Origin of the sequence: Streptomyces tricolor (assembly GCF_002155905.1) — a bacterium.
Taxonomy (GTDB): Bacteria; Actinomycetota; Actinomycetes; order Streptomycetales; family Streptomycetaceae; genus Streptomyces; species Streptomyces tricolor.
This window is the reverse complement of the sequence record NZ_MUMF01000187.1, coordinates 1-8,896: the sequence shown is the minus strand read 5'-3', so window position 1 is coordinate 8,896 and position 8,896 is coordinate 1. Positions and strand designations below refer to the sequence as shown.

The window sequence follows — 8,896 nt, the reverse complement described above, 5'->3', positions numbered from 1 at the left end:
ATGCGGGACATCGTCGCCACCATCCAGCCGGAGCAGGACGAGATCGTCCGCAGCGGGCTCGGCGGCACGGTCTGCGTGCAGGGCGGCCCGGGCACCGGGAAGACCGCCGTGGGCCTGCACCGGGTCGCGTACCTCCTCTACGCCCACCGGGAGCGGCTCGCCCGCACCGGCACCCTGGTCATCGGGCCGAACCGGTCCTTCCTGCACTACATCGAGCAGGTCCTGCCGGCGCTCGGCGAGCTGACCGTGCAGCAGGCGACCGTGGACGACCTGGTCGCGCACGTGGAGGTGCGCGGGACGGACGAGGCCGCCGCCGCGATCGTCAAGGGCGACGCCCGGATGGCCGAGGTCCTCCGGCGGGCCCTGTACTCCCATGTGACCCTGCCCACCGAGCCGGTCATGGTGGTGCGCGGCTCCCGGCGCTGGCGCGTCCCGGCGTACGAACTGGAGGAGATCGTCCGGGAGTTGCTGGCCCGGGACATCCGCTACGGCGCCGCCCGCGAGGCCCTGCCGCAGCGCATCGCGCACGCGGTGCTGGTGCAGATGGAGCGGGCCGGGGAGGCCCCGGACGACCGGGTGCAGGACGCGGTGGCCCGCAACAGCGCGGTGAAGGCGGCCGTGAAGGCGGTGTGGCCGGCCGTCGACCCGGCGAAGCTGGTGCTGCGGCTGCTGAGCGACCCGGAGTTCCTCGCCGAGCACGCCGGCGGAATCCTGGACGAGGACGAGCAGAAGACGATCCTGTGGGCGAAGCCGGCGCGCAGCGTGAAGTCGGCCAGGTGGTCGGCGGCGGACGCCGTGCTGATCGACGAGGCGGCCGACCTGATCCAGCGCACGCCCTCCCTCGGCCATGTCGTCCTGGACGAGGCGCAGGACCTCTCCCCCATGCAGTACCGGGCGGTCGGCCGCCGCTGCACCACCGGCAGCGCGACCGTGCTGGGCGACCTCGCGCAGGGCACGACCCCGTGGGCGACCCGGAGCTGGGCGGAGGCGCTGGGCCACCTCGGCAAGCCGGAGGGGGCCGTGGAGGAGCTGACCGCCGGTTTCCGTGTGCCGACGGACGTCATCGCGTACGCCTCCCGGCTGCTGCCGCACATCGCGCCGGGCCTCGCCCCGGTCGCCTCCGTCCGGGAGAACCCCGGTTTCTTCGAGGTCCGCACGGCCACCGGGACGGCCGATGTCGTCGCCGCGTGCGAGGAGTTGCTGCGCCACGAGGGCTCGACCGGTCTGATCGCCGCCGACGCCCGGGTGCCCGCCCTCGCCGAGGCCCTGACGGCGGCCGGCATCGGGTACCTGTCCCCCGGCGAGGAGACCACCCGGGAGACCCGGCTGACACTGGTCCCGGCCTCGCTCGCCAAGGGTCTGGAGTACGACTACGTGGTCCTGGACGAGCCGCAGGCCGTGGTGGACGGCGAACCGGACGAACGCACGGGCCTGCGGCGCCTGTACGTGGCGCTGACCCGGGCGGTGTCGGGCCTGATCGTGACGCATGCGGCACCGCTGCCCGCGCAGCTCGCCGAGTAGGGTGCTGTGCCGTTCCGGCATGTCCCCGTGGAGAGGCCCCCGTTGAGTACGCCGTACCAGCCGCCCGCGCATCCGTACCCGCAGCCGTCCGGCCCGTACCCGTACCAGCAGCCGCCCGCGCCGTACCCGTACCCGCAGCAGCAGCCCGGGCCGTACCCGCCCGGGCCCGGGTGCGAGGTGTGCGGGGCGATGCCCGCCGCGCCGGTGACGGTGCGCGGGCACCAGGGCATGCTGGTGCTGATGCGGTTCCTGCGGCGGCAGGGCGTGCTGTGCCGCACCTGCGGACTGGCGGTGTTCCGGCAGATGCAGGCGGACACGCTGGTGCGGGGCTGGTGGGGTCCGCTGTCGATGGTGATCACCCCGATCACCCTGCTGGTCAACCTCGGCGCCCTGTCCCGCCTCCGCAGGCTCCCGGCACCGGCGACGGCCGCCTGGCGTCCGCCGCTGGACCCCGGCCGCCCGGTGCTGCGGCGGCCGGCCGGATTCTTCGCGCTCATCCCGCTCGCCGGGCTGGCCATGCTGCTGATCGCCCTGCCGGTGCTCGTCGTCGTCGGCACGTCGAGCGAGCCGACCGGGGTCCGCGTGCACCACCGGCAGAACCGCGAGCCGCTCGCGGTCGGGGCGTGCGCGCACAACGACGGCGACTGGACCAACCAGGACCTCAGGAACGTCCCCTGCGACTCCCCGGACGCCCAGTTCGAGGTCACCGAACCGCGGGACGGTTACTGCGCGGAAGGGGACTACATCGCCCGCCTGGAGTACAGCGTGAACGGCAGGACCACGCTGTGCCTGCACCCGCTGAAGGACTAGCCGGCGGCACCGTCCAGCATCGTGCGCCACCGGGCGACCGCGTCCGCCGAGACGGGGCCCTGCCAGCCGTCGGGGCGGGCCGCGCCGCCGATGTGGAACGCCTCGATGCCGCCGGCCCGCAGCCGCGGCACATGGTCCAGGCGCAGTCCGCCGCCGACCAGGATCTGCTGCTCGTACCCCGGCTCACCGCCGTGGGCCGCCTCGGCGAGCAGCGTGGGCAGGCCGTCGTCCACGCCCGCGGCGGACCCGGCCGTGAGGTAGGTGTCGAGGCCGGGCAGGTCGGCGAGCTGCTTGCGCAGGGCGTCCCGGTCGGCGGCCCGGTCGATCGCCCGGTGGAAGGTCCACCGGCAGCCGTCGAGCGCGCCGGCCACCCGCTCCACCGCGGCCAGGTCCACACCGCCGTCCGCGCCGAGGAAGCCGAGCACGAACTGGTCGGCGCCGGCCTGCCGCAGCTCGCCGGCCACGCCGACCAGCCGGTCCACGTCACCGGCCGCGAATCCGTCCGCGAGGCGGAGCATCACGCGCAGGTCGATGTCGACGGCGGCACGGATCGCGGCGACGGTGGCGGGCGCGGGGGTGAGTCCGTCGGCCGCCATCTCGGTGACCAGCTCCAGCCGGTCCGCGCCTCCCGCCTGGGCGGCGACCGCGTCCTCGACGTCGAGGGCGATCACCTCCAGGACCGCACGCTTGCTCATGGCACCCCATTCATCGGCGACTACAGGTCTAGTCCAATTGAAGACTACGCCCGCCCGGGGACGCCACTCACCCGAAGATGTTCAGCTCCCCTTCCCGCGCCCCCGCCAGCTCGTACGACGCCCCCGCCACCGGCCGCCCCGCGTACAGCCGTACGAGCGTGGCGGCGTCGCCGATGTACCGGGCGGGCGGGCCGTCCGGTGCCATGGACCCCAGGCGCAGCGGCTCGTCCACGTCGTCCAGGTCGGCGTGCAGCGGCACGTGCCGCCGCTCGCGGGTGTGCCGGGCCAGCAGGGCCAGCGCGTCCGGCAGCCCGGCCCCGGCGTACGCCCCCGGCACGCCCAGCACCTCGCGCACGTCCCCGGCGTGCACCCACTCGCCCAGCGCGAGGACGTCCAGCCGGCCGTCCCCGCGGGCGATCACCGGCCCGGCCTCGGTCATCCCCCGCTCCAGCTCGTCCACGACCTGCGCGTTCGTCCAGCCGGCCCGCTCGGCGATGTCCCGCTCGTTCGCCTCGGGCGAGAACACGCCCTTCTCGAACCGGCTCTCCACCACCCGCATCAGCGCGGCCGAGCAGTGCGCCAGCACGTCCCGCACCGTCCACCCCGGACACGCGGCCGTCGGCAGCGCGAAGTCGGCGTCGGGGCGGGACCGCAGCAGCGGTACGAGGGCGTCACGTTCGGCCGTCAGCAGCCGGCCGGGGAGTTCGGGGTCGCGCACATCCAGCGTGTCAGTCATGCCGGCCACGCTAGGGGCGCGGGCGGACGACGTCACGCGGGAAACGGACGGACAGCTGCGCCGCGGGCGGCCGGCCGCGAGGCAGGGAGTGCGGGAGGAGTCAGGGAACAATGGGCGTCATGGCCGACCTCGACGCCCTGCGCCTCCGCTTCGCCCGCGCCCTGGAAGCAGCCCGCGCCCCCGGCGGCGGCCCGGACCCCGCCGCCTACGCCGACCGCCTGCTCGCCCGCTGGCAGGAGCCGCAGCGCCGGTACCACACGGTGGCCCACCTCACCGCCGTACTCGACCACGTCGACACCCTGGAGGCGTACGCGGCCGATCCGGACGTGGTCCGTCTGGCCGCCTGGTTCCACGACGCCGTCTACCTGCCCGAGCGGTCCGAGAACGAGGAGCGGTCCGCCCGGCTGGCCGAACGCGCCCTGCCGGAGGCGGGGGTGCCGGACGCGAAGACCGCCGAGGTGGCCCGGCTGGTCCGGCTCACCGTCACGCACGACCCGGCCGACGACGACCGGGACGGCCAGGTGCTGTGCGACGCCGACCTCGCGATCCTCGCCGCGCCCCCGTCGGCGTACGCCGCCTACACCGCCGCCGTCCGCGAGGAGTACCACTTCGTCCCCGGCGACGCCTTCCGCTCGGGCCGTTCGGCGATCCTGCGCCGGCTCCTGGACCTGCCCCGGCTGTTCCGCACCCCGTACGGCCAGGAGCACTGGGAGGCCACCGCCCGCTACAACCTCGCGGCCGAGCTGGAAATGCTGTCGACCTGAGGAAGCCGCCCCCGTACTGTGCGCGCATGCGGACGATGAGCGGGGACCAGGTGGAGGCGGCCGTCGCGAGCTGCACGGCGGCGCTGCGCCCGGCGCTGGAGCGGGACTGGGAGGGCGTGCGCGCCGCCGGCATGGAGTGGAGCTGCCGCACCACGGCCTTCCACATCGCCGAGGACTTCGTCGCGTACGCGAGCCGGCTCGCCGGCCGCGCCGGGCACCGCCTCCCGCTGGCCGTCAGCCTCCCCGAGGGCACCGGCAACGCCGGTCTGCTCCAGGTGATCGAGGCGACCGGCGCCCTGCTGGCCGCCGCCGTCCGCACCGCGCCGCCCGGCGTGCGCGCCTTCCACGCCAACCACTTCGGCAGCGCCGACCGGGAGGGCTTCGCCGCGATGGGTGTCGCCGAGGCGCTGCTGCACACCCACGACATCACCCGGGGTCTCGGCCTCCCCTACGAGCCGCCCGCCGACCTCGCCGCGTCCGTCCTGGCCTGGCTCTTCCCGCACGTGCGGCCCGGCCCCGAGCCCTGGCCGACCCTGCTGTGGGCGACCGGCCGCGGCGAACTGCCCGGCCGGGCGCCGGTCACCGACTGGACCTGGTACAACAACCTCGTCCTGCCCGCCGGGCGGGTCACCCTCACCGGCATCCGCCCGGCCGCCGCCGACGATCTGCGCCTGGGCGGCACGGGCGGCTTCGACTGGCTCGACGACGGCCCCTACGAGGGCACCCGCCAGGCCTGCTCGCACCTGATGAAGGCGTACGAAACGGGCGTGCACCGGCCCGAGTTCGGGGTCTTCGCCCTCGTCCGGGCCGAGGACGGCCGGGCGATCGGCGGCATGGGCTTCCACGGCGCCCCGGACGAGGAGGGCCGGGTGGAGATCGGCTACGACCTCGTCACCGGCGCCCGCGGCCACGGCTACGCCACCGAGGCGCTGCGCACCCTGACCGCGTGGGCCCTGGCCCGGGAGGACGTCGACACGGTCATCGCCACGGTCGAACGGGACAACCTGCCCTCCCAGCGCGTGGTGACCCGCGCGGGCTTCGTCCGGGCCTCGGTGGACGAGGAGCGCATCGCCCAGGACGCGTACGACATGGGCACCGGACTCCTGCTCTATCTGCGCCGCTGAGCCAGGCCCTTGGGCCGGCGCAGGCCGGAGGACCGCAGCAGCCGGACCACCTCGCGGCTGCTGACCTCCACCGCACCGGCCGCCACCGCGTCCGCGTAGCGGTGGGACGGGAGGTCGTAGTGGTCGCCGTCGAAGGCGCGCCGGGGCACGCCCAACCCGGCGGCGAACAGGTGCAGTTCGTCGTACGAGACATCGCTCACCAGGTGCGACCACAGGCGGCCGTGGCCCGGCCAGGTGGGCGGGTCGATGTAGAGGGTCACCGGCGCCTCACGAGGACGCCGTCCCGCCCGTGGCCGAGGCCAGCGAGCCGACCGAGGCGACCTTCACGCCCGCCTTGTGGCACACCCAGTGCGGGTCGGGGCCCAGTTCGGGTTCCACGTCGAGCGCGTGCGGGTCGCCGGAGCCGCAGACCGGGCACAGCGGCCAGCGGCCGTACCGCTCCAGCAGCGCGTCCTGCACGTCCTGGGCGACCAGCCCGGCGACGAACGCCAGGCCGTCCGGCCACTGCTCGACCCACCAGCGCCGCTGGGCGATGGAGTCCTCCACCAGTGAGACCACGTCCGCCTCGGCGACCTGGCCCGCGACGAGATCCGCGAGCACCAGGGCGCGGGCCGCGTGCAACGCCTGCTCCAGGGGGCTGATGGGGTCCATGCACCCATTGTGCGCACTCTTGACCGGGACACCGAACCGAAAATATCTTTCAATGGTGACCCAGGACGTGAAGGAAAGTTTCGGCAGCCCGGGTGGCTCCCTCGCCGCCAAGGTGCGCACCCTCGCCCCGTCCATGACCCGGTCCATGCAGCGCGTCGCCGAGGCCGTCGCGAGCGACCCGGCCGGCTGCGCCGCCCTCACGGTCACCGGGCTCGCCGAACTCACCGGCACCAGCGAGGCCACGGTCGTCCGCACCGCCCGGCTGCTCGGCTACCCGGGCTACCGCGATCTGCGGCTCGCCCTCGCCGGACTCGCCGCCCAGCAGCAGTCCGGCCGCGCGCCCGCGATCACCACGGACATCGCCGTGGACGACCCCATCGCCGACGTCGTCGCCAAACTGGCCTACGAGGAGCAGCAGACCCTCGCCGACACCGCAGCCGGCCTCGACACGGTCCAGCTCGACGCGGCCGTCACCGCGCTCGCGGGTGCGCGCCGCACCGACGTGTACGGCATAGGGGCGTCCGGGCTCGTCGCCCAGGACCTCACCCAGAAGCTGCTGCGGATAGGGCTCATAGCCCACGCGCACAGCGATCCGCACCTCGCGGTGACCAACGCCGTGCAGCTCCGTTCGGGTGACGTGGCGCTCGCCATCACGCATTCGGGGTCGACGGGGGACGTCATCGAGCCACTCCGGGTGGCCTTCGAACGCGGGGCGACGACGGTGGCCATCACCGGTCGGCCCGACTCGGCGGTCACGCAGTACGCCGACCTGGTGCTGACCACGTCGACCTCGCGGGAGACCGAGCTGCGGCCCGCCGCGATGTCCTCCCGGACGAGTCAGCTGCTGGTGGTGGACTGTCTGTTCGTGGGGGTGGCGCAGCGGACGTACGAGACCGCCGCGCCGGCGCTGGCCGCGTCCTACGAGGCGCTGGCACACCGGCACCGGAGCGGTTCGCGATAGACCGTAGGACCGACCGTGTACTGGAGAGAGCCGCCCCCCATGACCTCTCACGACCTCCGTGACCAGCTGGCTTCCCTGACCACCGAAGCCTTCCGCCCCGAACTCGCCGAGATCGATCAGCTGCCCACCCTGGAGATCGCCCGGCTGATGAACGGTGAGGACGCGGGCGTGCCCGGTGCCGTGGCGCGTCAGCTGCCGCGGATCGCCGCCGCCATCGACGCCGTGGCCGCACGCATGAGCCGCGGCGGGCGGCTCGTCTACGCCGGCGCCGGCACCGCCGGACGGCTGGGCGTGCTGGACGCCTCCGAGTGCCCGCCCACCTTCAACACCGACCCGGACCAGGTCGTCGGCCTGATCGCGGGCGGCCCCGCGGCCATGGTCACCTCCGTGGAAGGCGCGGAGGACTCCGGGGAGTTGGCCCGCCGGGACCTGGACGCGCTGAAACTCTCCCCGGACGACTGCGTGGTGGGCGTCTCCGCGTCCGGTCGTACGCCCTACGCGGTCGGCGCCGTCGAGCACGCCCGCGCGCTCGGCGCCCTGACCGTCGGCCTGGCCTGCAACGAGCACAGCGCGCTGGCCGCCGCCGCCGAGCACGGCATCGAGGTCGTCGTGGGCCCGGAGCTGATCACCGGCTCCACCCGGCTGAAGGCGGGCACGGCCCAGAAGCTGGTGCTGAACATGCTGTCGACGATCACGATGATCCGGCTCGGCAAGACGTACGGGAACCTGATGGTCGACGTCCGGGCGTCGAACGAGAAACTCCGGGCCCGCTCGCACCGGATCGTCTCCCTGGCCACGGGCGCGGGCGACGCCGAGATCGACAAGGCCCTGACGGAGACCGGCGGCGAGGTCAAACACGCGATCCTGGTCCTGCTCGCGGGCGTCGACGGCCCGACGGCGGCCCGCCTGCTGGAGGAGTCCGACGGCCATCTGCGCGCCGCGCTGGCCCACGCGCCTCACTGACCCGCAGGCCCCTCCGGCCCGGCCGGGGCGCGCCAGAGGAGGGTGTAGCGCCAGAAGAGCCGCCGCCTGAGCCGGGCACCGGGCAGCAGCCGGCGCGCCGCCCGGGAGATCTCCGCGAAGGTCATCTCCGGGTCGCGGGTGCGGGCCGTCATGGACGCGGGCGGCCGCGGCGCCGGCCGGCCGCGGTTCTTCACCCACCCCAGGAGCGGATTGAGCGCCACGGCGGTCAGCCCGAGCACCTGGTCGACGGCGCCCGAGGCCCGCGCGCAGCCGACGACGACCAGCGTGCCACCGGGCGCCAGCTCCCGCCGGAACCGGGAGAGGGTCTCGGCGAAGGGGAGGTGGTGGAGTACGGCGACGCACGTGATGACGTCGTAGGGGCCCGCGGGGAGCCCGCGGGAGGCGTCGGCGACGGTGTAGGCGACCGGGGCGGCGGCGGGCGTCGACTCCCGTGCCAGGGCGACGATGTCCGCGTCGGCGTCCACCCCGCGCACCGCCCGGGCCCGCCGGGCGAGCAGCCGCACCAGGTCACCGCTGCCGCAGCCGACGTCCAGCGCGCTGCCGAAGCGGCGGGGCAACTGCCGCAGCAGCCAGGGGTGGTAGCGGGCGTTGTGGTCCCAGGGATGGGCGGCGTTGAAGCGGTGGAGGGCGTCCAGGAGGCGGGGTACGGG

Annotated in this window: 11 protein-coding genes; 6 read left to right on the top strand and 5 right to left on the bottom strand. The window is 74.7% G+C overall.

Going from position 1 to position 8,896, the window contains the following annotated elements:
• Window positions 1-1,521 (top strand): HelD family protein (locus CCN44_RS14835; protein ID WP_086697896.1); only part of this gene is annotated, 1,521 nt, incomplete at its 5' end.
• Window positions 1,522-1,563: 42 nt separating this feature from the next.
• Complete coding sequence (locus tag CCN44_RS14830) at window positions 1,564-2,331, top strand: LppU/SCO3897 family protein (protein ID WP_237482577.1); 768 nt, start codon at window positions 1,564-1,566, stop codon at window positions 2,329-2,331.
• On the opposite strand, the gene CCN44_RS14825 is transcribed toward CCN44_RS14830, so the two are convergent.
• Complete coding sequence (locus CCN44_RS14825; protein WP_059250425.1) at window positions 2,328-3,026, bottom strand: copper homeostasis protein CutC; 699 nt, start codon at window positions 3,024-3,026, stop codon at window positions 2,328-2,330. The genes CCN44_RS14830 and CCN44_RS14825 overlap by 4 nt on opposite strands.
• A gap of 67 nt (window positions 3,027-3,093) precedes the next feature.
• Complete coding sequence (locus CCN44_RS14820) at window positions 3,094-3,762, bottom strand: maleylpyruvate isomerase family mycothiol-dependent enzyme (RefSeq protein ID WP_086697895.1); 669 nt, start codon at window positions 3,760-3,762, stop codon at window positions 3,094-3,096.
• Window positions 3,763-3,881: 119 nt separating this feature from the next.
• Here CCN44_RS14820 and CCN44_RS14815 point away from each other — a divergent pair, with 119 nt between their 5' ends.
• Both CCN44_RS14815 and CCN44_RS14810 read left to right on the top strand, forming a co-directional pair.
• Window positions 3,882-4,526, top strand: coding sequence for an HD domain-containing protein (locus CCN44_RS14815; RefSeq protein WP_086697898.1), 645 nt, complete (start codon window positions 3,882-3,884; stop codon window positions 4,524-4,526).
• Window positions 4,527-4,552: 26 nt separating this feature from the next.
• Complete coding sequence (locus CCN44_RS14810) at window positions 4,553-5,650, top strand: GNAT family N-acetyltransferase (RefSeq protein WP_202430232.1); 1,098 nt, start codon at window positions 4,553-4,555, stop codon at window positions 5,648-5,650.
• Here the strand turns inward: CCN44_RS14810 and CCN44_RS14805 are convergent.
• Window positions 5,635-5,910 carry a DUF4031 domain-containing protein gene (locus tag CCN44_RS14805; RefSeq protein ID WP_059250421.1) on the bottom strand — a complete coding sequence of 92 codons (276 nt, stop codon included), beginning with the start codon at window positions 5,908-5,910 and terminating at the stop codon, window positions 5,635-5,637. The two genes, CCN44_RS14810 and CCN44_RS14805, sit on opposite strands and share 16 nt — an antisense overlap.
• Before the next feature lie 7 nt (window positions 5,911-5,917).
• Window positions 5,918-6,301 carry a hypothetical protein gene (locus tag CCN44_RS14800; RefSeq protein WP_086697894.1) on the bottom strand — a complete coding sequence of 128 codons (384 nt, stop codon included), beginning with the start codon at window positions 6,299-6,301 and terminating at the stop codon, window positions 5,918-5,920.
• Window positions 6,302-6,356: 55 nt separating this feature from the next.
• Between CCN44_RS14800 and CCN44_RS14795 the strand changes: the two genes are divergently transcribed.
• Window positions 6,357-7,262: a MurR/RpiR family transcriptional regulator gene (locus CCN44_RS14795; protein WP_059255077.1), complete on the top strand. Its 906-nt coding sequence runs from the start codon at window positions 6,357-6,359 to the stop codon at window positions 7,260-7,262.
• 39 nt (window positions 7,263-7,301) lie between these two features.
• Window positions 7,302-8,225, top strand: coding sequence for an N-acetylmuramic acid 6-phosphate etherase (murQ, locus tag CCN44_RS14790; protein WP_059250417.1), 924 nt, complete (start codon window positions 7,302-7,304; stop codon window positions 8,223-8,225).
• On the opposite strand, the gene CCN44_RS14785 is transcribed toward murQ, so the two are convergent.
• Complete coding sequence (locus CCN44_RS14785; RefSeq protein ID WP_086697897.1) at window positions 8,219-8,881, bottom strand: class I SAM-dependent methyltransferase; 663 nt, start codon at window positions 8,879-8,881, stop codon at window positions 8,219-8,221. The genes murQ and CCN44_RS14785 overlap by 7 nt on opposite strands.
• Between the last annotated feature and the right edge of the window lie 15 nt (window positions 8,882-8,896).

Excerpts from the sequence above, each read along its gene's own strand:
- CCN44_RS14815 (WP_086697898.1), top strand. The coding sequence starts at position 3,882 with ATGGCCGACCTCGACGCCCTGCGCCTCCGCTTCGCCCGCGCCCTGGAA.
- murQ (WP_059250417.1), top strand. The coding sequence starts at position 7,302 with ATGACCTCTCACGACCTCCGTGACCAGCTGGCTTCCCTGACCACCGAA.
- CCN44_RS14820 (WP_086697895.1), bottom strand. The coding sequence starts at position 3,762 with ATGACTGACACGCTGGATGTGCGCGACCCCGAACTCCCCGGCCGGCTG.
- CCN44_RS14810 (WP_202430232.1), top strand. The coding sequence starts at position 4,553 with ATGCGGACGATGAGCGGGGACCAGGTGGAGGCGGCCGTCGCGAGCTGC.
- CCN44_RS14800 (WP_086697894.1), bottom strand. The coding sequence starts at position 6,301 with ATGGACCCCATCAGCCCCCTGGAGCAGGCGTTGCACGCGGCCCGCGCC.
- CCN44_RS14825 (WP_059250425.1), bottom strand. The coding sequence starts at position 3,026 with ATGAGCAAGCGTGCGGTCCTGGAGGTGATCGCCCTCGACGTCGAGGAC.